Annotated in this window: 24 protein-coding genes, 2 tRNA genes and 1 pseudogene; 20 read left to right on the forward strand and 7 right to left on the reverse strand. The window is 61.9% G+C overall.

What is annotated here, in order from left to right:
- A pseudogene (locus tag MOV76_RS14960) lies at positions 1 to 203 on the reverse strand (MarR family transcriptional regulator); the annotation flags it as partial.
- A gap of 58 nt (positions 204 to 261) precedes the next feature.
- Here MOV76_RS14960 and MOV76_RS14965 point away from each other — a divergent pair.
- Both MOV76_RS14965 and MOV76_RS14970 read left to right on the forward strand, forming a co-directional pair.
- Positions 262 to 666, forward strand: coding sequence for a GFA family protein (locus MOV76_RS14965; protein ID WP_247264783.1), 405 nt, complete (start codon positions 262 to 264; stop codon positions 664 to 666).
- Positions 667 to 784: 118 nt separating this feature from the next.
- Positions 785 to 1,228 carry a nuclear transport factor 2 family protein gene (locus MOV76_RS14970; protein WP_130651692.1) on the forward strand — a complete coding sequence of 148 codons (444 nt, stop codon included), beginning with the start codon at positions 785 to 787 and terminating at the stop codon, positions 1,226 to 1,228.
- 9 nt (positions 1,229 to 1,237) lie between these two features.
- Here MOV76_RS14970 and MOV76_RS14975 read toward each other — a convergent pair whose 3' ends face one another.
- Positions 1,238 to 2,440, reverse strand: a complete 1,203-nt coding sequence (locus tag MOV76_RS14975) for an MFS transporter (RefSeq protein ID WP_166480621.1) — start codon at positions 2,438 to 2,440, stop codon at positions 1,238 to 1,240.
- A 137-nt stretch (positions 2,441 to 2,577) separates the two neighbouring features.
- Between MOV76_RS14975 and MOV76_RS14980 the strand changes: the two genes are divergently transcribed.
- Entirely contained in the window at positions 2,578 to 3,135 is a 558-nt protein-coding gene (locus MOV76_RS14980; RefSeq protein ID WP_018244692.1) for a TetR/AcrR family transcriptional regulator, read from the forward strand.
- A gap of 8 nt (positions 3,136 to 3,143) precedes the next feature.
- On the opposite strand, the gene MOV76_RS14985 is transcribed toward MOV76_RS14980, so the two are convergent.
- Entirely contained in the window at positions 3,144 to 6,668 is a 3,525-nt protein-coding gene (locus tag MOV76_RS14985) for a hybrid sensor histidine kinase/response regulator (protein ID WP_247264784.1), read from the reverse strand.
- A gap of 206 nt (positions 6,669 to 6,874) precedes the next feature.
- On the opposite strand from MOV76_RS14985, the gene mscL reads away from it, so the two are divergent.
- The 5 genes from mscL to MOV76_RS15010 all read left to right on the forward strand — a co-directional run bounded on the left by mscL (position 6,875) and on the right by MOV76_RS15010 (position 13,063).
- Positions 6,875 to 7,312, forward strand: coding sequence for a large conductance mechanosensitive channel protein MscL (gene mscL / locus MOV76_RS14990; protein WP_012755977.1), 438 nt, complete (start codon positions 6,875 to 6,877; stop codon positions 7,310 to 7,312).
- Positions 7,313 to 7,434: 122 nt separating this feature from the next.
- A complete protein-coding gene (locus MOV76_RS14995; RefSeq protein ID WP_247264785.1) occupies positions 7,435 to 8,601 on the forward strand; it encodes a pyridoxal phosphate-dependent aminotransferase in 1,167 nt (388 codons plus the stop codon).
- Between the two features lie 221 nt (positions 8,602 to 8,822).
- A complete protein-coding gene (gene galE / locus MOV76_RS15000) occupies positions 8,823 to 9,857 on the forward strand; it encodes a UDP-glucose 4-epimerase GalE (RefSeq protein WP_247264786.1) in 1,035 nt (344 codons plus the stop codon).
- Between the two features lie 108 nt (positions 9,858 to 9,965).
- A complete protein-coding gene (locus MOV76_RS15005) occupies positions 9,966 to 11,927 on the forward strand; it encodes a bifunctional diguanylate cyclase/phosphodiesterase (RefSeq protein ID WP_115157052.1) in 1,962 nt (653 codons plus the stop codon).
- 83 nt (positions 11,928 to 12,010) lie between these two features.
- On the forward strand, positions 12,011 to 13,063 hold the full coding sequence (locus MOV76_RS15010) for an enoyl-CoA hydratase/isomerase family protein (protein ID WP_247264787.1): 1,053 nt from the start codon (positions 12,011 to 12,013) through the stop codon (positions 13,061 to 13,063).
- 11 nt (positions 13,064 to 13,074) lie between these two features.
- On the opposite strand, the gene MOV76_RS15015 is transcribed toward MOV76_RS15010, so the two are convergent.
- Positions 13,075 to 15,135, reverse strand: a complete 2,061-nt coding sequence (locus MOV76_RS15015) for an ATP-dependent helicase (RefSeq protein ID WP_131607022.1) — start codon at positions 15,133 to 15,135, stop codon at positions 13,075 to 13,077.
- A gap of 107 nt (positions 15,136 to 15,242) precedes the next feature.
- Positions 15,243 to 15,509: a membrane protein gene (locus tag MOV76_RS15020; RefSeq protein ID WP_026230863.1), complete on the reverse strand. Its 267-nt coding sequence runs from the start codon at positions 15,507 to 15,509 to the stop codon at positions 15,243 to 15,245.
- Between the two features lie 179 nt (positions 15,510 to 15,688).
- Between MOV76_RS15020 and MOV76_RS15025 the strand changes: the two genes are divergently transcribed.
- On the forward strand, positions 15,689 to 15,949 hold the full coding sequence (locus MOV76_RS15025) for a BON domain-containing protein (RefSeq protein ID WP_247264788.1): 261 nt from the start codon (positions 15,689 to 15,691) through the stop codon (positions 15,947 to 15,949).
- A 105-nt stretch (positions 15,950 to 16,054) separates the two neighbouring features.
- Entirely contained in the window at positions 16,055 to 16,315 is a 261-nt protein-coding gene (locus tag MOV76_RS15030) for a hypothetical protein (protein ID WP_018244701.1), read from the forward strand.
- 291 nt (positions 16,316 to 16,606) lie between these two features.
- Here MOV76_RS15030 and MOV76_RS15035 read toward each other — a convergent pair whose 3' ends face one another.
- Together MOV76_RS15035 and MOV76_RS15040 are read right to left on the reverse strand one after the other, a co-directional pair.
- Entirely contained in the window at positions 16,607 to 16,849 is a 243-nt protein-coding gene (locus MOV76_RS15035; protein ID WP_018244702.1) for a DUF982 domain-containing protein, read from the reverse strand.
- 257 nt (positions 16,850 to 17,106) lie between these two features.
- Positions 17,107 to 17,181: transfer RNA gene (locus MOV76_RS15040), tRNA-Thr, on the reverse strand.
- 152 nt (positions 17,182 to 17,333) lie between these two features.
- On the opposite strand from MOV76_RS15040, the gene MOV76_RS15045 reads away from it, so the two are divergent.
- The 10 genes from MOV76_RS15045 (at position 17,334) to MOV76_RS15090 (ending at position 23,556) form a co-directional block, all read left to right on the forward strand.
- On the forward strand, positions 17,334 to 17,528 hold the full coding sequence (locus tag MOV76_RS15045) for a hypothetical protein (protein ID WP_018244703.1): 195 nt from the start codon (positions 17,334 to 17,336) through the stop codon (positions 17,526 to 17,528).
- A gap of 107 nt (positions 17,529 to 17,635) precedes the next feature.
- Entirely contained in the window at positions 17,636 to 18,928 is a 1,293-nt protein-coding gene (gene murA / locus MOV76_RS15050; RefSeq protein ID WP_018447597.1) for a UDP-N-acetylglucosamine 1-carboxyvinyltransferase, read from the forward strand.
- 157 nt (positions 18,929 to 19,085) lie between these two features.
- Positions 19,086 to 19,517, forward strand: coding sequence for a DUF2948 family protein (locus MOV76_RS15055; protein ID WP_018244705.1), 432 nt, complete (start codon positions 19,086 to 19,088; stop codon positions 19,515 to 19,517).
- Positions 19,518 to 19,573: 56 nt separating this feature from the next.
- Positions 19,574 to 20,872 carry a histidinol dehydrogenase gene (gene hisD / locus MOV76_RS15060; protein WP_168331446.1) on the forward strand — a complete coding sequence of 433 codons (1,299 nt, stop codon included), beginning with the start codon at positions 19,574 to 19,576 and terminating at the stop codon, positions 20,870 to 20,872.
- Positions 20,873 to 20,878: 6 nt separating this feature from the next.
- Positions 20,879 to 21,352: a UPF0262 family protein gene (locus MOV76_RS15065; protein ID WP_018244707.1), complete on the forward strand. Its 474-nt coding sequence runs from the start codon at positions 20,879 to 20,881 to the stop codon at positions 21,350 to 21,352.
- Positions 21,349 to 21,834 carry a low molecular weight phosphatase family protein gene (locus tag MOV76_RS15070; protein ID WP_183619667.1) on the forward strand — a complete coding sequence of 162 codons (486 nt, stop codon included), beginning with the start codon at positions 21,349 to 21,351 and terminating at the stop codon, positions 21,832 to 21,834. Before MOV76_RS15065 ends, MOV76_RS15070 begins: the two co-directional genes overlap by 4 nt.
- 123 nt (positions 21,835 to 21,957) lie before the next feature.
- Positions 21,958 to 22,176 carry a translation initiation factor IF-1 gene (gene infA, locus MOV76_RS15075; protein ID WP_003545338.1) on the forward strand — a complete coding sequence of 73 codons (219 nt, stop codon included), beginning with the start codon at positions 21,958 to 21,960 and terminating at the stop codon, positions 22,174 to 22,176.
- A gap of 57 nt (positions 22,177 to 22,233) precedes the next feature.
- Positions 22,234 to 22,854 (forward strand): Maf-like protein, encoded by a 621-nt coding sequence (locus MOV76_RS15080; protein ID WP_012755992.1) that lies wholly within the window; start codon positions 22,234 to 22,236, stop codon positions 22,852 to 22,854.
- Between the two features lie 131 nt (positions 22,855 to 22,985).
- Complete coding sequence (yacG, locus tag MOV76_RS15085) at positions 22,986 to 23,198, forward strand: DNA gyrase inhibitor YacG (protein ID WP_247264789.1); 213 nt, start codon at positions 22,986 to 22,988, stop codon at positions 23,196 to 23,198.
- A 282-nt stretch (positions 23,199 to 23,480) separates the two neighbouring features.
- Positions 23,481 to 23,556 (forward strand) — tRNA-Phe (locus tag MOV76_RS15090).
- Positions 23,557 to 23,612 lie beyond the last annotated feature (56 nt).

Below are 23,612 nucleotides of genomic sequence, written 5' to 3' on the forward strand. Positions count from 1 at the left end.
ATGCCGCCGCGTCGTACCGCCGCCAGCACCTGCCAGCGCGCGCTCGTCTGTCCTGCCGGCTTTGCCAACTGGTCGCCCGCCGCCGTCAGATGGCCGGCGAGGCGAAGGGCGGTGATCGCGAAAGCGGAAAAGGCATCCCCCTCCATGGTCCGCTCCGGTCGATTTTGTTTGACAACATGTTGTCGATTTTGTATCTCATCCATAATGACAACATATTGTCATATCCGGAGACTGAAGACAACGCCGAAGGAGGAGAGCGCCGTGAAGAAAACTTACAGAGGAAGCTGCCATTGCGGCAAAGTGCACTACGAGGTCGACATGGACCTCGACGAGGGCACCGGCCGCTGCAATTGCTCGATCTGCGCCAAACGGCGCTATTGGGGCGCCAACGTCAAGCCGGAGGATTTCCGGCTGATGTGCGACCAGGCGGAAACGTCCGACTATCAGTTCAACACCAGGAGCGGTCATCACCGCTTCTGCCGCACCTGCGGTGTGCCGGCCTATGGCGACGGTTATGTCGAAGCGATCGGTGGCGCCTATGTCTCGATCAACATCGCCTGCCTTGACGATATCACCCCTGAGGAACTGGCAGCACTGCCTGTCCGTTACTCCGACGGCAGGCACGATGCCTGGTGGAACGAACCGGCGGTGACGAGTTATCTTTGAAGCAATTCCAGCAAAGCTGCGCAGCAGTTCTGCTGGAATTGCGCAAACGGAAATGCATCCCTGTCGGATCGTCCTCCTCCCGTTCGTCCTCTGTCCATAACGGAGAAGGAGAACGACCGTGAAAGATGAAGCGAATGCCAGGATCGAGGAAGAGGCGATCATCGCCATGCTGATGATGCGGGCCAAGGCGCTGGGTGAGAAGAACGCCAGCGACGCGCTTTCCTATGAGGCCGAGGATTCCGTCGAATTTTCGCTGGCGCCGCCGCTCGTCTATTACGGCCAGGACGAGGCGGGTCTGCAAGCCTGGTTCGATACGTGGGAAGGCCCGATCGGCGGCGAGGTGCGCGATGCTAGACTGACGGCCGGAGAGGATGTCGCTTTCTGGAGCGGCCTCATGCGCATGACCGGGACCAAGACCGATGGCACCGAAGTCGATCTCTGGTTCCGCCAGACCCTCGGTCTCGTCAAGCAGGACGGCCGCTGGCTGGTTGCCCACCAGCACGCCTCGGTGCCCTTCGCCATGGATGGCAGCGGCCGGGCGCTGCTTGATCTGAAGCCGTGAACTGCGTCCTCAGACAGCGCTCTCCGCCACCCTGCGCCGGTCGGCGCGAATGCTCATCATCCCGACGCCCATCAACAGCAGGATCGCCGTCGCATAGATATCGGTCGTCAGCGCGTAGCCGGCCGATTTTGCCAGGAACCCGGCCAGGATCGCCGGCAGGCTGAAGGCGAGGTAGCTCTGGACGTAGAAGGCCGACAGCAGCCCGGCCCGCTCATCCGGTTTGGCGAGCGGCATGATCGTGCCGATCGAACCGAGGAAATTGGTGCCGAAACCGGCGCCAGTAAAAATTGTGCCGATCAGCAGCAACGGCACATTGGCGAGATGTACGCCGGCAACGACCGTCAGGATGCCGAGCGTCTTGGCCGATACGCCGAAAGCGAGATTGGCCGATGCCGTCTTGCTGCGCCTGAGATAGACGGCGATCGCCCCGCTTACCATCAATGCGGTGACGACGGCCCCGCCGGTCAGCGGCGCCCGGCTGCCAGTCGTGGTGGCGACCAAGGACGGGACCAGCGAGAGATAGAAACCGGCAAGCGTCCAGTTGGCGATGTTGATCGGCGTCACCAGCGATAGCGGCCGCTTCACCTGCGGCGGAACGGTGACCCGCGGTATCAGCGAGCCGAGCGCCCCCGGCCGCGTGCCCCCGGTCTCGCCTATCAGCCAGATGGCGGCCGCCTGCAGCGTGAAGGCGACGAGCAGCAGCGCATAGATCAGATGCATCGGGAAGGGGCCGTATTGGATCAAGGCGCTGGTGCCGACCGCACCCACCGCCATGCCGGAAAGCGGCGCGATCGAGTTGACGATCTGTCCCTTTGCCCGGTCGACATCGACGAGCGCTGCTCCGAGCGAGGCGCCGGCGATTCCCGTTGCCAGCCCCTGTACGATCCGTGCTGCGATCAGCCAGCCGGGACCGCTGGCGACAACGAAGAGCGCCATGGCGACGATTTCGAGCACGAGGGCGAAAAAGATCACCGGCTTGCGGCCGAGATGATCCGAGATCGAACCGGCGGTCAGCAGCGCCGCCAGCAGCGCGAAGGCATAGACCGCAAAGATCACCGTGATCAGCACCGGCGAGACGGAAAAGTTTTCCTGATAGATCCGGTAGAGCGGCGTCGGCGCCGCGGAGGCGCCGAAGAAGGTCGCGAGCGTCAGCGCATGAAAGCCGATCGAGGGGCGTGGCGAATTCTCGGTGGATTTGGCTGCGGCGAACATATATAAGCCCCTTAAAGCTAAGCCGTTGCGTTAGCTTATGTAGAGCTGGCGCCTCATAAAAGCAAATTATTTGCGTTAATAGTTCTATCAAAGATTTTGAACCAACGGTGTCAAGGGGCGAAAGTCGGGTTGCAGGCATGACAGTCAAAGAGAACCTCCGTCCGGGCGGCAGAAGCGCCCGGGTTCAGGCATCGGTGCACAAGGCAGTCCGTGAGCTGCTGGCGGAGATGAGCCGCGCCGAGGTGACGATCCCGCTGATCGCCGGCAAGGCGGGGGTGACGCCGTCGACCATCTATCGCCGCTGGGGCGACCTGCAACAGCTTCTCGCCGATGTCGCCGTCGATCGGCTGCGGCCGGATATGCAGCCGATCGATGCCGGCAGCGGCAAGGCCGATCTGGAAGCTTGGGCCGAGCAATATGCCGAGGAAATGTCCTCCGGCCCGGGCCGCGAGATGATCCGCGACGTATTGGCGGCGCAAGCGAGCGCAAATGCCTGTAAATGCGCTGAATTTACCCGCCAGCAGGTCGGTCTCATCGCCGAGAGGGCGAAGGCCCGCGGCGAGGCCTTTCCGGATGTCGAGCGCGTCATGGATCAGGTCGTGGCGCCGATCATGTACCGCATCCTGTTCGGCGATGTGCCGGATGCAGCGCGCGTGCGCGATCTCGTCTCGCGCGTCATGGGCGCGCCGCTGTAGGCTGCCTCTTACTCCGCAGCTGCGCGCTTGAGGCCGGAAATCTGGGTGATATAGGCGCGCAGCGCCGCCGGCCGCACCGGCTTGTGCTGAACGGCGATGCCGTATCGCTCGGCCTCGCTGCGGACCTCCGGCGTGCGGTCGGCCGTGATCAGCAAAGCGGGGATATCGGCGCCGAACTGCCGGCGCAGATGCAGGATTGCGGCAATGCCGGTGCCGTCGCCGAGATGATAATCGGCGATGACGATATCAGGCGCTCCCTCCTGGCCATCGACGGCGGTGACGTCGGCGAGGCAATCCAGCGCCTCCACCTCGCAGCCCCAGCCGCTGATCAACAGCCGCATGCCTTCGAGGATCTTCGGCTCATTGTCGATGCAGAGGATCGTCAACCCGCTCAGCGGCTGCCCCGGACGGTCGGCAGGCGTGATTGCCGCTGTGGCCGCGGCCGGGCGCGAGACGTCGAGCGGCATGGCGATACGGAATTCCGTGCCCTTGCCATGTGTCGACTGCAGCTCGACCGGATGGTTGAGGACGCGGGCGATGCGGTCGACAATCGACAGGCCGAGCCCGAGGCCGGAGGCGGTTTTCGCACCTTCGTCCAGCCGCGCGAATTCCTTGAACACGGTGCGGAATTTCGACGGTGGGATGCCGATGCCGGAATCGATGACCTGGATGATCACCTGGTTGCCGCGCCGCCGCGCCCCGACCAGCACCTTGCCGGTGATCGTGTATTTGATGGCGTTGGAAACCAGGTTTTGCACCAGCCGGCGCAGAAGATTGGGGTCGGAGCGGACCCTGAGCGACGTCGGCATCACCACCAGCTTCAGCTGCTTTTCGCGGGCGATCGGGGCGAAATCGGTCTGGATACGCTCCAGCAGGTCGGAGAGCGCGACGGAAGCGAGCCGCGGCCGCATGGCGCCGGTATCGAGCCTGGAGATATCGAGCACGGCCCCGAGAATGGTCTCGACCGATTCCAAAGCGGAATCGATGTTGCGCACGATCGGGCTGTTCTCGGATTGCGCCATGCGTTCGACCAGTGCCGAGGAATAGAGCCTGGCGGCATTGAGCGGCTGCAGGATATCGTGGCCGGCGGCGGCGAAAAAGCGTGTCTTGCCGATATTCGCCTCGTCGGCGGCGGCGCGTGCCTCGCCGAGTTCGCGGTTGACCCGGGTAAGCTCGGCCGTGCGTTCGGCGACGCGCTGTTCCAGCGTCTCATTCGCCTGTTTCAGTGCCTGGTCGGCGCTGACGCGCTGGGTGATATCGGTGAAGGTGGCGACGATGCCCTTGTCCGGCATGGCATTGGAGCGCACCTCGATGATCCGCTCGCCGCCGCCGAGCACCAGTGAAAAGGGTTTGTCGAGCGTCAGGAAATGCCGCACCGTCTGGCTGAGATCGCCGGGCGCGATGTCGCCGCGCTGGCTGAGCGTGGTGACGATATCGGACAAGGGAAAACCGACCTGGCCGGCACTTTCCGGCAGATCCAGCAATTGCCGGAAGCGCCGGTTCCAGATCGTCAGCCGGTTGGAACTGTCGAAGACGGCAATGCCCTGGTCCATCTGCGAAAGCGCCGTCTGCAGCATGTCCTGGTTATATTGCAGCGCCTCGCTCGCCTGATCGAGCAGCCAGGCCGTGTCGGAAGAGGCATCCTCGATCTTCTGCAGGATCAACGACAGCACCAGCCGGGCCGAGGATGAGCCGATGGCGCTGCCGAGCAGCTGTTCGCTGAAATGGATGAGCGCCATGTCGGCCGGCTGCTCGTCCTCCAGCTTGCGGCCGGAGCCTTGTTCGTAAGTCGTGAACGAGCGCTGCATGCGTTCCTCGCCGAGATAACGTGAGATCGCCGCCTTGAGATCGCCGACGCTGATGCGGGTCTTCCAGCCGCGTGTGGCAAATTGCGAGCGCGAATGCCGCTTGACGAAGATGCCGGCCTGAATGCGTTCCAGCGGCTTGGCGTTGCGGGTGAGCGAGCCGACGACGAAGAAGGCGGTGTTGACGAGCAGGCTCATCGCCGTCGCATTGACCAGCGGATCGGCGTCGGCTGCGGTGAACAGCGAGGTCCCGGGAAAGATGAAGCCGAGCACGGCGCTCGCCACATACGAATAATCAGGCCCGCCGAGCGAGGGCAGGAACAGCAGGTAGACCCAGATGACGAAGCCGGAGGTCAGCCCGAGGATCGCGCCGCGCGCGTTTGCCCGTCGCCAGATCAGTCCGCCGAACAGCGCTGGGGCGATTTGCGCGATGGCGGCAAAGGAAAGAAGGCCGATCGAGGCAAGGCCGGCGGTGCTGTCGGTCGAACGGTAATAGGCGTAGCCGAACAGCAGCACGGCGAAAATGGCGCTGCGGCGGATGTTGAGCAGCGTCTTGGCAAAATCGTCGCGCTGGCTGGCGCGGCCGGCGAGTTTGCGCCTGAGGAAGATCGGCATGATGATATCGTTCGACACCATGATCGACAGCGCGACGGAATCGACGATGACCATTGCCGTTGCGGCGGAGAAACCGCCGATGAAGATGATCAGCGAAATGACGGGCATCTGGCCGGCAAGCGGCAGTGACAGCATGTAGAAATCGGCATTCCCGGTGCCGCCGAAGGTCAGCAGCCCGCCGATCGCCACCGGCAGCACGAAGAGATTGATGGCGATGAGATAGCTGGGAAACAGGAAGCCTGCGAGTTTCAGCTGTTTCGGGGTTCGGTTTTCGACAACCGTCACGTGGAATTGCCGCGGCAGCAGGATGATCGCGAAAGCCGACAAGATGATCAGGGTGATCCAGCGGCTGATCGGCGTATGGTAGCTGAGCGCCGACATGACCAGCTCATTGTCGACGGTCTTGCGCCACAGATCAGTCGGGCCATCGAAGAGAAACCAGATGACGCAGACGCCCGCCGTCAGGAAGGCGACGAGCTTGACGACGGATTCCATCGAGACGGCGAGGATCAGCCCATCCTGATGCTCCGTCGCATCCGTATGCCGCGTGCCGAACATGATGGCGAAGCAGGCAAGCACCAGCGTTGCGACGAGCGGCAGGTCGAGGAAATAGAGATTGCCGCTGCCGATGCCGTAATCGGACGGATTGACCATGGCGCTGACCGTGCTCGAGATCGCCTTGAGCTGCAGCGCGATATAAGGAATGGCGCCGATCAGCGAGATCAGGGCGACGATCGTGGCAACCGTCGGGTTCTTGCCGTAGCGCGCGGCGACAAAATCGGCGACCGAGGTGAGCTTCTCCGCCTTGGCGAGCTCGATGATGCGGCGAAGCAACGGCATGCCGAGCGTGAAGACCAGGATGGGGCCGATATAGATGCCGGCAAATTCCAGGCCGCGCTGCGCCGCAAGCCCGACGCTGCCGAAATAGGTCCAGGAGGTGCAGTAGATCGCAAGGCTCAGCGCATAGACCACCGGCCATCCGCCTTCCAGCGTGCCCCGGCCGCGGTCGAGCGCACCCGGGCTGCGGTTCTTGCGGTCGCCATAGCTCGCCACGGCGAAAAGCAGGAGCAGATAGCCGAAGGCAGACGCGAATATGACCCAGCCTGGAAGCATTGACCCTCCGCCGGCGGAAAACCCGCCGGGACCTCCCGCAACGTGGGTCAGCTTAAGTTATTTCAGACACTTTGAGAAATCCCGCCGGTCTAGGCCTTAAGTCAAAGACCGCACGGGGTATCCCCGAATAATTGCGATTGCCGATTGATTAATTGCAATGAAGATGTAGCTAATAAAAACAATTGTATCAAAGGGAGACGGATCCGATGCTCAATGAGTTCAAGGCCTTTATCGCCCGCGGCAATGTCATGGATCTTGCAGTCGGCGTCATCATCGGCGGCGCCTTCGGTGGCATCGTCAAATCTTTGGTGGATGACCTCATTATGCCGATCGTCGGCGCCATTTTCGGCGGTTTCGATTTTTCGAATTACTTTCTCCCACTGTCGTCGGCCGTCAACGCACAGTCGCTCGCCGCCGCCCGCGAGCAGGGAGCGGTGTTTGCCTATGGCAGTTTCCTCACCGTGCTCATCAACTTCCTCATTCTCGCCTGGATCATCTTCCTGATGGTCAAGGGCGTAAACACCCTGCGTGCCCAGGTCGAGCGCCAGGAAAAGGTGGCACCGGAAGAGCTGCCAGCGCCGCCGGCAGACGTTCAGCTGCTGACGGAAATCCGCGATCTTCTCGCCACGCGCCCGACGGCTTGATCCGGGCTGGAGCCCGTCCGCTCCCGCCGGGCTCAATCATCACGAAAATAGATATGCCATCACTGGATGTCATGGGATTTGCCGGCGCAAATCCGCTATGAAGGCGGAAACCGGAGATATGCATGTCGATCGTGAGCAGCCTCAGCCCGCGCGCCGTAGCGGCGCCCGAAAGCGGGATCGTCGAAGTCGTCAATTATGCCCGTGGCCGCGAAGGTCTGCTGCCGCTCTGGGTGGGTGAAGGCGATCTGCCGACGCCCGATTTCATCAGCAGGGCGGCGATGGACGCGCTGGCCGCCGGCGAGACCTTCTACACCTGGCAGCGCGGCATTCCGGAGCTTCGCCAGGCGCTTTCGGATTATTACACCAGACATTTCGGAATCCGGCTTCCGATCGAGCATTTCTACGTCACCGGTTCCGGCATGCAGGCGATCCAGATCGCCGTGCAGGCGCTGACCTCGCCGGGTGACGAACTGGTTTGCCTCTCGCCTTCCTGGCCGAATATCGCCGCCGCTCTCGAAATCTCCGGTGCGCGCTCCGTCGGTGTTGAGCTGCAGTTCGAAGGCGGTAAATGGGTGGTCGACCTTGACCGCATCGAAACCGCGATCACGCCGAAGACCAAGGGCATCTTCATCAATACGCCGTCGAACCCGACGGGTTGGACGGCCACGAAACAGGACCTTGTCGACATCCTGGCGCTTGCCCGCAGGCACGACCTCTGGATCATGGCGGATGAAATCTATGCCCGCTACTATTTTGCCGGTGGCCGCGCGCCCTCTTTCCTCGATGTGATCGAGCCTGATGACAAGATCATCTTCGTCAATTCCTTCTCGAAGAACTGGTCGATGACCGGCTGGCGCGTCGGCTGGATTGTCGCACCGCCGGAGATGGGACAGGTGCTCGAAAACCTCATCCAATATTCGACATCGGGCGTGGCGCAGTTCATGCAAAAGGGCGCCGTTGCAGCCCTTGATCAAGGCGACGATTTCGTCGCTGCCAATATCGCCAAGGCGGCCCGCTCCCGCGATATTCTCTGCGATGCGCTGATCGCCACCAACCGGGTCGAGACGTTGAAGCCGGACGGCGCGATCTACGCCTTCCTGAAGATCGACGGCGTCGCCGACAGCCGCAGGGCAGCGCTCGACATCGTCGACAAGACAGGCGTTGGCCTGGCACCCGGAACGGCCTTCGGCCGAGGCGGCGAACTCTTCCTGCGCGCCTGTTTCCTGCGTGACCCCACGCAGGTAGCGACCGCGGCCGAGCGTCTCTGCGACTATATCCTCAAGCTCTGAGAAGCACTGGCCGCAACAGGTATCGTGGCGGGTGGCCGGATCGAATTTGTGCCGGAATCGCCGGATCGATAAAACTCTAGCAAAGCCCGAAATCGGCCTCTAACCACAACTCCAAACATACCCGTTCAAAGCCCCTTGAAAGGCCATTCGATAAGAAAATTGGAAAGAAAAACCGGCGCCTGATGCCCCTGCTTATAAAAACGAAAGCAGGGATGCGGGACATGGCGGTTTTGGTGACGGGCGGCGCCGGATATATCGGCAGTCACATGGTGTGGGCGTTGCTCGATGCGGGCGAGGATGTGGTCGTGCTCGATCGCCTCTCCACAGGCTTTCGCTGGGCCGTGGCGCCGGCGGCGCGTTTTTATCTCGGCGACATTGCCGACCCCGACATACTGAAAAAGGTCTTCATTGAAAACGACATCGAGGCGATCATCCATTTCGCCGGCTCCGCCGTCGTCCCGGTCTCGGTCGCCGATCCGCTCTCCTATTACGACAACAATTCCGGCAAGACCCGGGCGCTTCTGAGTGCTTCGGTCAAGGCCGGTATCCGCAACTTCGTCTTCTCCTCGACGGCGGCCGTCTATGGTCAGCAAAAGACCGACCTGCCGGTGAAGGAGACCGCCCCCCTCAATCCGGAAAATCCTTACGGCCAGTCGAAGCTGATGACCGAGTTCATGCTGCGCGATGCCGCCGCCGCCTATGATTTCAACTATGTCGCGCTTCGCTACTTCAATGTCGCCGGCGCCGACCCCCACCACCGTGCCGGCCAGTCGACGTCAGGCGCCACGCACCTCATCAAGGTCGCCTGCGAGGCAGCACTCGGCAGGCGCGACAGCGTCAATGTCTACGGCATCGATTATCCCACCCATGACGGCACCGGCGTGCGCGACTACATCCATGTCAGCGATCTCACGGATGCACATCTGAAAGCGCTGCAGCACCTGCGCAGAGGCAAGGGCTCGCTCGTTGCCAATTGCGGTTATGGCAGCGGCTATTCCGTGCTCGACGTGTTGAACATGGTCACCCGTCTGCACGGGCATTCCTTCAAGATCCATATGGCGCCGCGGCGCGTCGGCGATTCGGCAAGCGTCGTCGCAGACGCTTCGCTCGCTCGGCAAGTGCTCGACTGGAAGCCCAGATACGATTCGCTGGAAACCATCGTCCAGAGCTCGCTCGATTGGGAACTGTTCCTGTCGAACAAGAGCGTCGACGACCTGCACAGCATTCACCGGGCACTCGCCGCCGCTTCGTTCTGATGCTGGAGCCTGTTTACGGTCCCCGCGTCTGCGGGGGCCCAATGCCGTTACGTGAATAAGGAAAAATCAAGCTTTCTCTGGCTGGCTCTGGCCAACGGAAAAGAGAAGATGAAGAACTTTCTGGCCTCATTGCAGCTGCAAAAAGACAATCCGACGCTTCTGCTGGCGCAGTTCCAGGCCCTGTCGTCGCAGATCCCCATTCTCTATGTCCTGCTGATCATCAACGCCCTTGCGGTGGCGATCACCCACCTCAAATCCGCGCCCCTGTGGCTCTCGCTCTACATTCCCGTCACCTTGAGCGTCGTCTGCGTCTTCCGTCTCTGCTGGTGGGAGATCAGGGGCAAGGAAGACGTGACCGCCGAGCGGGCCTACAGGCTGATGAAGATCACTATATCAGGCGCCGCCATCCTTGCCGTCGCTTTCGGCAGCTGGGCGATCGCGCTTTACCAATATGGCGACGCTTCCCAGCAGGGTCAGATCGCCTATTTCCTTGTCGTGACAGGCATTTCCTGCATCTTTTGCCTGATGCATCTGCCGATAGCGGCCGCGCTGACCACTGTGATCACCTTCTCGGCCATGGTTGCGACCTTCATGTTCTCCGGCAATCCCGTTTTCGTCGCGACTGCGGTCAGCGGCCTCTTCCTGATCCTGCCCTTTCTCCGGGTGATCAACAGCTATTTCCAGAATTTCGTCGGTCTCGTGCAATTGACCGAGGAGCTGAAGCAGAAGCAGGCGGAAGCCGAGGAGCTGAACCTCGTCAACAGCCGCAACGCCCTGCATGACCAACTGACCGGCCTTGCCAATCGTCGCAGCTTCTTTCTCTCGCTGGAAAAACGGCTGCAGAAGGATCCGTCGACGCCGCCCGTCCTCGGCATTCTCGATCTCGATGGCTTCAAGCCTGTCAACGACGTCTTCGGCCATGCCGCCGGCGATCTCGTGCTCAAGGAGACGGCCCGCCGCTTCGTCACGCTGGTCGGCGAAGAGGGCATCGTCTCTCGTCTCGGCGGTGATGAGTTCGGTATCATCTTCCCCTGCTCGATGACACGCCAGGCGATCGCCGATCTTGGTCAGGCGCTCTGTGCTGCCGTCCGCGATCCCTACGAAATCCCCGACGGCTCGGTCCGTGTCTTCGGTTCCTGCGGCATCGTCTATCCCGATATCGGCGAGTACACGGCCGAGGATCTCTACGAGAAAGCAGACTTCGCCCTCTATCAGGTCAAGAGCAAGCGCAGCAGCGGTGTCGAATTCTTCTCGGCCGAGCACGAGAAGATCCTGACCCAGCGCCACCTGATCGAACTCGAGCTGCAGGCGAACGACTTCGCGAAGGAATTGAAACTTGACTATCAGCCGATCGTCGAATTGAGGAGCGGCCGCGTCGTCGCTTACGAGGCGCTCGCCCGCTGGGACAGCGCCCGCTTCGGCCGGATCAGTCCCGAAGCCTTTATTCCCGCTGCCGAGCGCACGGCAGTCATCGGCCGCATGACTCGCATCCTCTTCGCCAAGGCGCTCGAAGCGCTGGCGATCATTCCACGGCATCTCAGGCTGTCCTTCAATCTCTCGGCACGCGATATCTGCGACCACGAGACCTCGATGGCGCTGCTTGCCATGATCACCCGCTCCGGCATCGATCCCAGGCGCATCGAATTCGAGATCACCGAGACGGCACTGCTCTCCGATTTCGACACCGCCGACCAGGTAATCACTATGCTGCGCGCCGCCGGCATCTCGATTGCCCTTGACGATTTCGGCACCGGCTATTCGAGCCTCAGCCATATTCATCGTCTCGGCTTCGACAAGCTGAAGATCGACAAGTCCTTCGTGATGAATTTCGATCGTGACGCCCGTTGCATGAACATCACCCGCTCGGTCGCCAATCTCTGCCAGAATCTCGGCATTGCCTCCGTCGCCGAAGGCGTCGAAAGCGAAGAGATCGCCGAGGGATTGAAGGCGATGGGCGTTCGTCTGGCGCAGGGCTATCATTTCTCGCGGCCGCTGCCGCTGGAACTTGCCATCGATTACGCCGCCCGGTGCGAGGCCGCAGCCTCCGCCCGCAATTCGCTGTCTGCCTGAATGATCGATCTCGATCCGCCGCAAATCGACTGGAGCGAAGCTACATCGTCGTCTATTCATGGTTCAACAGGATGAGGTGAACCATGCAAGACGGCGAAGTCATCGTTGAACGGCGGGAGACCGCGGGGGTGATCCGGCTCAACCGGCCGCGGGCGTTGAACAGCCTGACGCTGCCGATGATCCGGGCGATCACTGGGGCGCTTCACGCTTTTGCCGGGGATCCCGAGGTGGCGAGCGTCGTGGCGACGGGAGAGGGCGAACGCGGCTTCTGTGCCGGCGGCGATATCCGCGTCCTGCATGAGAGTGCTCGCGCCGGCGATGGCCTGGCGGCAAGCTTCTGGCGCGAGGAATTCCGCCTCAACCATCTGATTGCCTCCTATCCCAAACCCTATGTTGCGCTGATGGACGGCATCACCATGGGCGGCGGCGTCGGCCTGTCGTCGCACGGCCGCCACCGCATCGTCACCGAGCGCACGCGGCTTGCCATGCCCGAAACCGGCATCGGCTATGTCCCGGATGTCGGCGCCACCTGGCTGCTGCCGCGCGCGCCGGGCGAAGCCGGAACATGGATCGGCCTGACAGGGCTCGATATCGGCGCTGCCGACGCGATCCACGCTGGGCTTGCCGACCTTCAGATCGCGTCGCCTCGGCTGGGTGAGGTGATCGATGCTCTCTCGGGCCTGCCGCGTGGCAGTTCATCCAGCGACGTGGATGCCGTGCTGCAGGCGCTTTCGGAGCCTCAGGGAGAAAGCCGGCTGCGGCAGAACGCAGCAATGATCGATCGCGCATTCCGTTTCGACAACGTCGAGGAAATCCTGGCAGCGCTTGCCGGGGAGGAAGGCGAATTCGCCGCCGAGACGCGCCGGGTGATGCTGACGCGTTCACCGACCAGTCTGAAGCTCGCGTTGCGGCTGCTCAGGGCCGGCCGCCGCAGCGCCTCGCTTGCCGAATGCCTCGGCCGCGAACTCGGCGCCTGTCTGCAGATGCTTGATAATCCCGATTTTTTCGAGGGCATCCGCGCCGCCGTCATCGACAAGGATCGCAATCCGCAATGGTCGCCGGCGTCAGTCGAGGCCGTGCAGGCATCAACGGTCGAGCATTTTCTGAAACCGGCCGAACCGCCGCTTTCACTCTGAACGCTATCCGGTTATCGCCACATGCCGCGCATGCGGGCGCCGACATCGATGCGCACCTGCCGCGCCTGCTGTTGGGCGACGGTCTGCGATTTCACCTGCGGCCAGCTGCAGGCCTCGAAGAACTGCAGCAGGGTCGCAGGAATGAAGCGGCTGCGTGAGGCATAGACGTGCCGGTCGCCCTGCGAGTTCTGCCCATAGGTGAAGAAGCGTTGCGGCACGACAAGGTCGAGACCATCCCTGGCGCGCGTCATGGCGACGTAAAGCAGCCGGCGTTCCTCTTCGATTTCGGCGGTGGTGCCGACGGCGAGATCGCTCGGTATGCATCCGTCGACGACGTTCAGCATGAAGACCTTCGTCCATTCCTGGCCCTTGGCGGAATGGATGGTCGACAGGATGAGATAGTCTTCGTCGAGAAGCGGCACGCCCGCCTGGTCGCTGGTCGCATCCGGCGGATCGAGGGTGAGTTCGGTGAGGAAACGCTCGCGCGAGGCATAACCGCCGGCGATCTGCTCGAGCTGCAGCAGGTCGGCCTGCCGCGTCGCTGCATCCTCGTGCAGCCGTTCCAGATGCGGCGCGTACCATTGCCGCGCCAGGCCGATTTCCGCCGGCCAGCCGGCCTTGCCGGTCTTCAGCTCCTGCAGCATCGAGACGAACATTGTCCAGTCTTCGCCGGAACGCGGCGGCGCCGGCATGGCAGCGAGAGCAGAAATCGGGCTGGCATCCTCGGCCATCAGGTCGAGCGCCTTCTGCGCCGTCGACGGCCCGACGCCCGGCAGGATCTGCATCAGCCGGAAGCCCGCCACCCGGTCGCGCGGGTTCTGCGCGAAGCGAAGGGCGGCCAGCATGTCCTTCACATGCGCGCTGTCGAGAAACTTCAGCCCGCCGAATTTGACGAAGGGAATGTTGCGCCGGGTCAACTCGACCTCCAGCGGCCCGCTGTGATGCGAGGCGCGGAAGAGCACGGCCTGCTGCTTGAGCGTGAGGCCTTCCTCGCGGTTGTCGAGCACCATGTCAGCGACGTAGCGCGCCTGCTCGGCCTCGTCGCGCACCGTGACGAGGCGCGGCCTCTCGGATGATTGCCGCTCGGTCCAGAGGTTCTTGGTGAAGCGCTCCGAGGCGAGATCGATGACGGCGTTGGCGGCGGCGAGGATCGGCTGCGTCGAGCGGTAGTTGCGGTCGAGGGTGACGATATTGGCGGCCGGGCTGAAGGCGGCGGGAAAATCGAGGATATTGCGCACCGTCGCGGCGCGGAAGGAATAGATCGACTGCGCATCGTCACCGACGACGGTCAGCCCCTGGCCGCCGGGCTTCAGCGCCAGCAGGATCGAGGCCTGCAGCCGGTTGGTGTCCTGATATTCATCAACGAGCACATGGTCGAAGCGGCTGCCGATATCCTCGGCAATGACAGTCTCGCCGACCATCTGCGCCCAGTAGAGCAGCAGATCGTCGTAATCGAGCACGTTCTGGCTCTGCTTGGCCTCGACATAGCTGGCGAAAAGTTCGCGCAGCTGTTTTTCCCACGCCGCGCACCAGGGAAAGACGTCGCGTAGCACGAGGTCGAGCGCGGTTTCCGAATTCACCGCTCTGGAATAGATGGCAAGACAGGTGCCCTTTGTGGGAAAGCGGCTTTCCGTCTTCGAGAAACCAAGGTCGTGCCGGATCAGGTTCATCAGATCGGCGCTGTCTTCGCGGTCGTGGATGGTGAAATCGGCATCGAGGCCGATCTGCTGGGCATAATCGCGCAACAGCCGCGCGCCGATGCCATGGAAGGTGCCGGACCAGGAAAGCGCATCCGCCATGACGCCGGCATTCGCACCAAGCACATCGCGGCAGATGCGCTCGACGCGCCGCGCCATCTCGGCGGCTGCCCGGCGCGAAAAGGTCATCAGCAGGATGCGGCGGGGATCGGCGCCTTTGACGATCAGATGGGCGACCCGATGCGCCAAGGTATTCGTCTTGCCGGAGCCGGCGCCGGCAATGACCAGCAGCGGCCCGGCAATATGGCTGCCGTCGATGAGCGTGCCGTGCTCGACGGCCATGCGCTGCTGCGGATTGAGCTTTTCGAGATACATCCAGCCGTCCGGTCGGGCTCCCGCAGAATCACTGGGGAAAGATTAGATGTTCCTTGAATGTTCGCGATTGCCGCCTCTGTCAAGCGATCTGGCGCGCGAGCAACATCTCAGTCGGGGAAATCCGGACCGACTACGCGCCGCACCAGCTTCAGGCTGCGGTCGGGCTGAAGGATATAGGTTTCCTCCACGCGCTGTCCCGTCCCGTTGTAGAACTGGTTGTAGACGGCGCTGCCGACCGGCGACTTGGTGAGCTTCGTTCGCGGCTGGCCGCCATAGGTAATGCTGCCGGGAATGGGTTCCAGCGCCGGCGTATCGGCCGAGGAGCAGCCGGCAAGCAATGCCCCGGCAAACAAGGCAGGCAGAAGCGCTTTCATCGTCATCATCCCTCTTTCGACTGCAGCCAGATATGGAAGTCGCCGCACCTTTCGCCAAGGGTAGCCCATGCCGCCCGCGCAGGTATCGCTGTCGAGCAGGCTCTTCTTTTCCGGGGAACGCAACGAAATGCGTACCTGCGACGTTAACAGACATCAACCAACATCAGGAAACGTTCACGGTGCTCGGCTTTCCAGCATTCACGGGGCATGACGAGCCCGGCCGGCAGGGCCACAGCGATGCCGCGACGCGCGCCTCGGTGGAAAGCGCCCTTCATGCGGCCGCCGATTTCGAAGCCGGCGAAATCACCGTCGGCATATCGGGCTCCTATCTCATCCTGGAGGGTTTCGTGCGCCGGCGGGGCGATGTCGAGCGGGCGATCGAGATCGCCGAGGGCGTCGTCGGGCGAGGCTATGTGCGTGGTCGCCTGCTGCGACGCTGAAGTCTTGCCGCGCCGGTTTGCGCGCTCATGTCTTTGCGATGCATGAAGGGAACCAAAACACCCTCCCACGGGTTGAAAGGCCGGACCTAAACGCTGGAGACCCCCATGCAGTCGCTTCTTCGCATCTCTGCAATGACCTTGATAACAGGCGGTGTCTTTGCCGGCTCCGCCCATGCCTCGCTGGAAACCGGCACGAATTATTCCGCTTTGCCGAAGGACCAGATCGCCCTCAACGAATATACCGGGACCGTCGCCTGCACGCCGGCAGATCCTCAGTATTTGCCGTCCTTCATCCGCGCGGCGGATGGCACGATCATTGGTGTCGGTTATGTCGAAGTGGAGAATGAGGGCGGCGCGGACTGCTGAAACATCAGCTTTGCTCGGACGAGGCTCGCCTGCGTTTCCGCAGAGGTGACGATCCTCTAACCATCATCATGATGGCTGGCCATCTTCTATGTAGACCCCTGTACCAGGCGCAACGCCTGTTGCACCAAAACCCGGCGCGAGTTCGATGCAGGGTTAAGTAAAATTAAATCATTGTCCCGTTCCGGCACGTTCCGTTTACGAACGACCTGAAGCGGCCTGGAAATCCTGACCGAAGTGCAGCGCATAACCCCGAAAATCGGAATCGATTTTCGGAAAGGATTATGCGCCAGTTCAATGAAGCTTCAGCTTCGCCTCTTCGGCTGCCGCCAGAAACTCGGCTCTCGCCTCTTCCACGCTCTTGCGCCCGTCGAGCGCTGCCCGGCAGGTGCTGCGGGCCTTGATATAACGAAGCCCGCGCACACTCGGCCAGAGATCCGCCAGGCACTTTAGCGCATCGAACGGACCATTGACCGTTCGCGCATCGGCATTTTCGAAACCAACCTTGACCGGGCTGTTCCATCTTTCAGTTGCCATCGACGCTCCTCCACGATTTTCGACAGAAATGAGCGCAACATCTCCCAGTTCCTCCGGGGAGACTCTGCGATAGCTAATACTCTAGCGCGATTTTCACCGTCGGCAAATGGGCGGATCGTCACTGATGCCGCCACGAATGGTTTCGCCTCGACCCATGACAGGAAAGCCTATGGACGCCAACTGATGAGAAACGCCACCTTATAAGGTGTTTTCGCCGGGAAGGGTGGAGCCGAGATTGACTGTCTTTTCAAGAAAACTGGTGCTGCCGAGTGGGATTGAACCACCGACCTCACCCTTACCAAGGGTGTGCTCTACCACTGAGCTACGGCAGCAGGACCAGACCGCGCGAGCCGGGTGGCTCAATCGCGAGAACGGGGGGCTATTGCCACAGCTTGGCGGCCAGCGCAAGCTGCAAATTCCAACTTCGCGTCGATTGCGGCGAAGGGCCTTTTGGATCGGCGCGAATTCAGCTAATCCTGTTCCCATGAACGAAAAGACCGAAACCGGCCAGCAGAGCCGCAAAGAGGCGATCGAGGCACAGGCGAAACTGCGCCGCGAGCGCGCCGCCGACAAGCTCAGGGAAAATCTGGGGCGACGCAAACAGCAGGTCCGCGCCCGCCGTTCGGGCCAGGCCGACGAAACAAATGGGCTGCCCGCCGCAAAAATGGACGAATCGTAATGTTCCGTCCGTCGCGAATTGAAGCGTCTCGAGAAATCCCCTAAACACCTCACTCCTTATTCCAAGGCAGAACTTTCAGGAAAGGCGGGCGCTGCCCGTAAGCGCACATGGATCGTATCAGAATCGTCGGCGGTAATGAGCTGAATGGCATCATTCCGATTTCCGGCGCCAAGAATGCCGCACTGCCGCTGATGATCGCCTCGCTTCTGACCAGCGATACGCTGACGCTCGAAAACGTGCCGCATCTGGCCGATGTCGAATTGCTGATGCGCATCCTCGGCAATCACGGCGTCGATGTCGCCGTCAACGGCCGTCGCGAGCGCCAGGAAGATTCCTATTCGCGCACGATCCATTTCACCTGCCGCACCATCGTCGATACCACAGCATCTTATGAACTGGTCTCGAAGATGCGCGCCTCCTTCTGGGTCATCGGCCCGCTGCTGGCGCGCGAAGGCCATTGCCGCGTGTCGCTGCCGGGCGGCTGTGCCATCGGCACGCGCCCCGTTGATCTCTTCATCGAGGGCCTGACGGCGCTCGGCGCGAGCATGGAGATCGATGCCGGTTATATCAACGCCAAGGCCCCGGCTGGCGGCCTGATCGGCGCGCGCTACACCTTCCCGAAGGTCTCCGTCGGCGCCACCCATGTGATGATGATGGCGGCGACGCTTGCCCGCGGCACGACGGTGATCGGCAATGCCGCCCGCGAGCCTGAGGTCGTCGATCTCGCCAACTGCCTGAACGCCATGGGTGCCAAGATCACAGGCGCCGGCACGGCAACGATCACCATTGAAGGCGTCACCTCGCTCTCCGGCGCCCGCCACCGCGTCCTGCCGGATCGCATCGAGACCGGCACCTATGCCATGGCCGTCGCCATGGCCGGCGGTGACGTCGTGCTTGAGAATACCGATGTGGCGCTGCTCGAAACCGCGGTGGAAACGCTGCGCCGCGCCGGTGCGGAAATCTCGTCGACCAACAATGGCATGCGCATCAAGCGCAATGGCGCCGGCATCAAGCCGGTCGATATCGTCACCGATCCTTTCCCGGGCTTCCCGACCGATCTGCAGGCGCAGTTCATGGCGCTGATGACCCGCTCTTCAGGCGTCTCGCATGTCACCGAGACCATCTTCGAAAACCGTTTCATGCATGTGCAGGAGCTTGCCCGCCTCGGCGCCAGGATCTCACTGTCCGGCCAGACGGCGAAGATCGAGGGTGTCGAGCGGCTGCGCGGCGCGCCTGTCATGGCGACCGATCTGCGCGCTTCCGTCTCGCTCGTCATCGCCGGCCTTGCCGCCGAGGGCGAAACCACGGTGTCCCGCGTCTATCACCTCGACCGCGGTTTCGAGCGGCTCGAGGAGAAGCTGACCCGCTGCGGCGCCATCGTCGAGCGCATCAGCGAGTGAGGAACGGGCGCTGGAGCATAACTCCTTAAATCGGAATCCGGATCTAAGGCGATCCTTATCCCGGTTGCGTAATTGGCCGCAGCGCCTTATTTCCCTTGTCTGACGCATCGCCATTCCGGCGGTGCCCGGCTTCGGCCGGCAATGGGATTGAGACTGAATGACCGACCTGAAGCTTGTTGCGCTCGATGACGAGGATCTTGCGATCATTTCCGCGCATATGCAGGACAGCGTCTTCAAGGTCGGCGACATCGACTGGTCGCCGCGCGACGCGCAGTTCGCGCTTGCCGTCAATCGTTTCGTCTGGGAAGGTGCCGAGCGCAAGCGCAGGGGTTTCGAGCGCCGCCGTGCTGCCCTGGTCTTCAAGCGCGCGCTTGCCGTCCGCTCGCTCGGCATCGACCGTCAGAAGCGGGACGAGGTGCTGTCGCTGCTGGCGTTGCGCTTCGAGAAGAAGGGCGAGGGGCCGGAGGGCACGATCGAGCTGTCGCTGTCGGGCACGGCCTCGATTGCGCTCGATGTCGAATGCATCGAGGTCCAGCTGGCCGATATCGGCGGCGCCTGGGAGGCGTCTTCCAAGCCTCGCCACCTCTAGGGCCTGACGCCTTGAGTTTGAACATCGCAGTTTCGAGTTGAGAAGGAATATCGGCCTTGGCAATCTGGCTGGATCAGGCATCGAAAGGTTTCGAGCAGCATTTTGCCGCCTTTCTGACGACGAAGCGTGAAGTCTCCGAGGATGTGAACATCGTTGTTCGCGCCATCATTGATGACGTGCGCGCCCGTGGCGATGTCGCGCTTGCCGAATATTCGCTGAAATTCGACGGCATCGATTTCGCCACCGTCCCGATGCGCGTCACATCAGAGGAAATCGACGCTGCAGTCGAGGCGGTGCCCTCGGAAGTGCTGGGCGCGTTGAAACTCGCCGCACTGCGCATCGAATCCCACCATCGCCGGCAGCTGCCGAAGGACGATATCTACGAGGATGACCTCGGCGTCGGTCTCGGCTCGCGCTGGACGGCGATCGAAGCGGTCGGGCTCTATGTTCCGGGCGGCACCGCGAGCTATCCGAGCTCGGTGCTGATGAACGCCGTGCCGGCCAAGGTCGCCGGTGTCGATCGCATCGTCATCGCCGTGCCTGCCACTGGCGGCGCCGTCAATCCGGCGGTGCTTGCGGCGGCCAAGCTTGTCGGTGTCACGGAGATTTACCGTGTCGGCGGCGCCCAGGCGATCGCGGCTCTTGCCTATGGCACCGAGACGATCGCCCCGGTCGCCAAGATCACCGGCCCCGGCAATGCCTATGTCGCTGCTGCCAAGCGCCATGTCTTCGGCACCGTCGGCATCGATATGATCGCCGGCCCCTCCGAAGTGCTTGTCATTGCAGACAAGGACAACAATCCGGATTGGATCGCCGCCGACCTCCTGGCGCAGGCCGAGCACGACGTCAGTTCCCAGGCGATCCTGATCACCGACGATGCCGCATTCGGCAAGGCGGTGGAGCAGGCGGTCGAACGCCAGCTGAAGACGTTGAACCGGGCTGAGACGGCGGCAGCAAGCTGGCGCGATTTCGGCGCGATCATCCTGGTTGCCGATCTGAAACAGGCCATACCCTTGGCAAACCGCATCGCTGCCGAGCATCTGGAGCTCGCCGTCGTCGATCCGGACCGGCTGCTCGACGGCATCCGCAATGCCGGCGCGATCTTCATCGGCGCCCATACGCCTGAAGTCATCGGCGATTATGTCGGCGGTTCGAACCATGTGCTGCCGACGGCGCGTTCGGCGCGTTTCTCGTCCGGTCTTTCGGTGCTCGATTTCGTCAAGCGCACCTCGATCTTGCGCCTCGGCCCGCAGCAGCTGCGCACCCTCGGCCCGGCGGCGATCGCCCTTGCCGTTTCCGAAGGCCTCGATGCCCATGCGCGATCGGTCGCGATCCGCCTCAACCTCGAAAGGTGAGGGCGCATGGCGAAGGGCGAATTCCGGCTTTGCGACGTCGTGCTTGACGATACGATCGGCCGTTCGACGCCCGATGTCGAGCATGAACGCGCCGTCGCCATCTTCGATCTGATCGAGGAGAACAGCTTCGAGCCGCTCGGCCATGTCGGCGGCCCTTACCGGTTGAACATCTCGCTGGTCGATTCGAAGCTGGTTTTTGCCATCACCACCGACGAGGGTGGCGGCGTCGCCACCCATATCCTGTCGCTCACGCCCTTCCGGCGGATCGTCAAGGATTACTTCATGATCTGCGAGAGCTATTACGAAGCGATCCGTTCGTCGACGCCAAGCCGCATCGAGGCGATCGACATGGGCCGGCGCGGCATCCACAATGAAGGCTCGCAGACGCTGAAGGATAGGCTGGCCGGCAAGATAGAGGTCGATTTCGACACCGCCCGGCGCCTCTTCACGCTGGTCTGCGTGCTCTACTGGCGCGGATGACGGCAATGGAGCGGCCCGTCGACGTCGAGGAGGGAAAGAGGCCGGGCGCCATCCTCTTCATGTGCGGGATGAATGCCATCCGCTCGCCGATAGCCGAAGCGATCGCCCGTAGCATTCTGCCGGCCAATACCTATATCAGGTCCGCCGGCGTTCGCGCCGGCGAGCGCGATCCCTTCGTGGATGTCGTGCTCGAGGAGATCGGTCTTTCCCTCGGGCGCCGCCAGCCGCAGACGCTGGAAGAGCTCGAGGATGATTACTTCGATCTGATCATCACGCTGTCGCCGCAGGCCCATCATGCGGCACTTGAGCTGACCCGGTCGAATGCGGTCGATGTCGTCTACTGGCCGACGATGGATCCGACGGTTGCAATCGGAACGCGCGAGCAGATTCTGGAGAGCTACCGCGAGGTCCGCGATCATCTGGCCGGCCTCATCGAAAGCCGGCTACTCAAACGAAATGGCATTGCTGCGCAATCGGCATGAAAACAAATAAAGGAAAGGCCGTTCAACAAGGTTCACAAACCTGCGTTGATTGTGTAGTTTCCGCCCAAATTTTAAAGGCGCGCGCTGCGCTGCCTATTCAACCCACAGGAAGAAAACACTTATATGCCTAAAGAAGAAGTCCTCGAATTCCCGGGAATCGTCACCGAACTTCTGCCGAATGCGACGTTCCGCGTGAAGCTCGAAAACGAACACGAGATCATCGCCCACACCGCAGGCCGCATGCGCAAGAACCGCATCCGCGTTCTCGCCGGCGACAAGGTGCTTGTGGAAATGACGCCCTACGATCTGACCAAGGGCCGGATTACCTACCGTTTCAAGTAAGCTTGCCCGAAGGTCCTGCAAGGGTTTTTGCTCCCGTCTGCCGATGGTCGAGGTTCCATGGCGCTGAAATACAAGCTCATTCTGGCCTCAGGCTCGCCCCGGCGCGTCGACCTGCTCAACCAGGCCGGTATCGAGCCCTCGCGCCTGATGCCGATGGATATCGACGAGGCGCCGAAGAAGTCGGAGCATCCGCGTTCGCTCGCCCGCAGGCTTTCGGCTGAGAAGGCGGAAGCTGCCCTTGCCGCCATCAAGGGCGATATCACCTGGAAGGGCAGTTATATCCTGTCTGCCGATACGGTGGTCGCCGTTGGCCGGCGCATCCTCGGCAAGGCTGAGTTCGCCGACGAGGCGTTGAGTTCGCTGCATCTCCTCTCGGGACGCAACCATATGGTCTACACCGGCGTTTGCCTGGTGACGCCGGATCGCAAGATCCGTCAGAAGATCGTCGAGACCAAGGTACGCTTCAAGCGTCTCTCTGGCTTCGAGATCGAGAACTACCTGGCCTCCGGCCAGTGGCGCGGCAAGGCAGGCGCCTACGGCATCCAGGGCCTCGCCGGCACCTTCGTGCAGAAGATGGTGGGCTCCTACACCAATGTCGTCGGCCTACCGCTTTATGAAACCATTCTGCTTTTGACCGGCGAAGGCTTCGATGTGCATAGCCGGTGGCCCGAGGGCTGAGCCCGACGGCCGATGCTTAAAGCGCGTCACGATCCTTCAGATCCCTCGCGCTTTAAGGCTTTGTTTTTACGCATGTCGTTGTCGCAAAACCGCTGCACACTTTTACGCGACATGCTTTAGGACGGACAGATATGCCTGAAGAGAAGAAAGCGGCCGCCAAGGTCGAACCGCTGCGCAAGACGCGCCCTTGCCCCGAATGCGGCAAACCCTCCCACCGCGAACATTACCCCTTCTGCTGCAACCGCTGCCGCGAGGCCGACCTCTCCCGCTGGCTGACCGGCGCCTATGCCATTCCGGTTGCCGACGACGAGACCAAGGCCGATTATCGCGATGAGGAAAGCTAGTGCATGGCGCAACAACGGTGCGCAGCGATTTGGGATAAAGACATGCATCGATCAAAGATCAAAAGCGGGTCATATGAGTCCGCTTTGACGCGCCGCTCTTCAGAGAATTCCGCCCGCGAAGCTCTTATTTTTCCTCATGAATCGGCAAAGCCGGCAAGACCGTCAAAAAAGAGTCATTTGACGCTTGCCATGGGCGAACAAGATGCTATAACCCCGCTCGCTTCCGGGGTGAACCAAGGCCCCGCGGTTCCTTTTCTGAAAGGGACCATCGGAGGCAGGTTAGCCCAGGTAGCTCAGTTGGTAGAGCAGCGGATTGAAAATCCGCGTGTCACTGGTTCGATTCCGGTCCTGGGCACCATCAAAAATCTAGCCATAACAATGCGTTACTAGCCTCGTTGTTCCCCTTGGTCGCTA

It is taken from the genome of Rhizobium sp. PRIMUS64 (assembly GCF_023006465.1).
In the GTDB taxonomy this organism is placed as follows: Bacteria; Pseudomonadota; Alphaproteobacteria; order Rhizobiales; family Rhizobiaceae; genus Rhizobium; species Rhizobium leguminosarum.

Bases quoted from the DNA above. Each gene is read 5' to 3' on its own strand.
- MOV76_RS14975 (WP_166480621.1), bottom strand. From the start codon at position 2,440: ATGTTCGCCGCAGCCAAATCCACCGAGAATTCGCCACGCCCCTCGATC.
- MOV76_RS14980 (WP_018244692.1), top strand. From the start codon at position 2,578: ATGACAGTCAAAGAGAACCTCCGTCCGGGCGGCAGAAGCGCCCGGGTT.
- MOV76_RS14985 (WP_247264784.1), bottom strand. From the start codon at position 6,668: ATGCTTCCAGGCTGGGTCATATTCGCGTCTGCCTTCGGCTATCTGCTC.
- mscL (WP_012755977.1), top strand. From the start codon at position 6,875: ATGCTCAATGAGTTCAAGGCCTTTATCGCCCGCGGCAATGTCATGGAT.
- MOV76_RS14995 (WP_247264785.1), top strand. From the start codon at position 7,435: ATGTCGATCGTGAGCAGCCTCAGCCCGCGCGCCGTAGCGGCGCCCGAA.
- galE (WP_247264786.1), top strand. From the start codon at position 8,823: ATGGCGGTTTTGGTGACGGGCGGCGCCGGATATATCGGCAGTCACATG.
- MOV76_RS15005 (WP_115157052.1), top strand. From the start codon at position 9,966: ATGAAGAACTTTCTGGCCTCATTGCAGCTGCAAAAAGACAATCCGACG.
- MOV76_RS15010 (WP_247264787.1), top strand. From the start codon at position 12,011: ATGCAAGACGGCGAAGTCATCGTTGAACGGCGGGAGACCGCGGGGGTG.
- MOV76_RS15015 (WP_131607022.1), bottom strand. From the start codon at position 15,135: ATGTATCTCGAAAAGCTCAATCCGCAGCAGCGCATGGCCGTCGAGCAC.
- MOV76_RS15020 (WP_026230863.1), bottom strand. From the start codon at position 15,509: ATGAAAGCGCTTCTGCCTGCCTTGTTTGCCGGGGCATTGCTTGCCGGC.
- MOV76_RS15030 (WP_018244701.1), top strand. From the start codon at position 16,055: ATGCAGTCGCTTCTTCGCATCTCTGCAATGACCTTGATAACAGGCGGT.
- MOV76_RS15035 (WP_018244702.1), bottom strand. From the start codon at position 16,849: ATGGCAACTGAAAGATGGAACAGCCCGGTCAAGGTTGGTTTCGAAAAT.
- MOV76_RS15045 (WP_018244703.1), top strand. From the start codon at position 17,334: ATGAACGAAAAGACCGAAACCGGCCAGCAGAGCCGCAAAGAGGCGATC.
- murA (WP_018447597.1), top strand. From the start codon at position 17,636: ATGGATCGTATCAGAATCGTCGGCGGTAATGAGCTGAATGGCATCATT.
- MOV76_RS15055 (WP_018244705.1), top strand. From the start codon at position 19,086: ATGACCGACCTGAAGCTTGTTGCGCTCGATGACGAGGATCTTGCGATC.
- MOV76_RS15065 (WP_018244707.1), top strand. From the start codon at position 20,879: ATGGCGAAGGGCGAATTCCGGCTTTGCGACGTCGTGCTTGACGATACG.
- MOV76_RS15070 (WP_183619667.1), top strand. From the start codon at position 21,349: ATGACGGCAATGGAGCGGCCCGTCGACGTCGAGGAGGGAAAGAGGCCG.
- infA (WP_003545338.1), top strand. From the start codon at position 21,958: ATGCCTAAAGAAGAAGTCCTCGAATTCCCGGGAATCGTCACCGAACTT.
- MOV76_RS15080 (WP_012755992.1), top strand. From the start codon at position 22,234: ATGGCGCTGAAATACAAGCTCATTCTGGCCTCAGGCTCGCCCCGGCGC.
- yacG (WP_247264789.1), top strand. From the start codon at position 22,986: ATGCCTGAAGAGAAGAAAGCGGCCGCCAAGGTCGAACCGCTGCGCAAG.